Raw genomic sequence first — 1,075 nt, 5'->3', positions numbered from 1 at the left:
GGGTACCATTGATTCGGACAAGATCACGGTAGGGCGTGTTAACGGCTCTGAGCATTGGCAGCTGTGTTGCATCACCGGCATTCCAGAGTGTGCTGTTCAAACCGTTTAAGCCAGATTTGAGAGCACTTTTCGATAATCTTACGACACCTTTATTGTATCCCCGCCGTGAATGAGGAGTCCATTTAGGCCTTGTGAAAGTATCCAGATTATTCGCAATATGACCCTCATTAAAGAGTCTTCCGACCACTGGGCTTATATGGCTAAAGGTTGGGTGACCCTCAACTGACCCCGTGTTGACATTGTTATAAACCGAGGCCGAGTATTTGGCCGTCCCGGAAATACCACCAACGAAAGCTATCTTCCTGCTTTTTTCTGCTACTGCTCCAGCATTCAGGTTGTCATGAATGCTTCCACCTGCACCAGAGAGATTTCCGGCAATACCACCGGCAGCTGCGTAATTACCGTCACTTGTGACCGTTCCGACATTTACATTTTGAATAACCGGAGCGTTGTTTACTTCCCCTGCTATCCCACCCGCACTTGAACTATACCTCGAAGAAATACTGCCTGTGTTGAGGTTTTGGCTGACCAGGGTTTGACTGCTCTTCCCCACTATTCCGCCACTATGGCCTCCATTGGTATGTCTGGAACCTATCACATGATCTGAGGCAACTTTTCCGGTGTTCAGGTTATGTAATACCCTGGCTGCTTGCGCTTCTCCTGCAATCCCCCCGGAACTGTCGGTGAAAGTAGCAGTGACTTCGCCGGTATTCATATTATTGTTAGCAACGCTGTTGCCTTTCAGTGTTCCGACAATGCCACCGGTAGGTAGGTTACGTTTTACCCTGGAGGTTATTGTTCCGGTATTCAGGTCATTTGAAATAGAAGATGTCCGATCGACCCATCCAGCGATACCGCCAGCAGTGGCTTTTCCGGCTATGAAAACGGTGCCGGTGTTGACACTGTCGCGTATGACACTCTCGGAAACAACGCCCGCTATACCTCCGCCATGACTGTGATAACCACTCGTTCTGATGGCTCCGGCATCATTGACCACTTCTTCAACCCTGCTGCG

General features: G+C 49.5%; 1 protein-coding gene. It reads right to left on the bottom strand.

The genetic code is table 11. The features are described 5' to 3' along the window. Nucleotides 1-1,075 (bottom strand): hypothetical protein (locus tag KDK17_RS17585; RefSeq protein WP_257288685.1); only part of this gene is annotated, 1,075 nt, incomplete at both ends.

Source organism: Endozoicomonas sp. SESOKO2 (assembly GCF_024606245.1).
GTDB lineage: Bacteria > Pseudomonadota > Gammaproteobacteria > Pseudomonadales > Endozoicomonadaceae > Endozoicomonas_A.
This window is presented reverse-complemented; position numbering and strand designations above follow the sequence as displayed.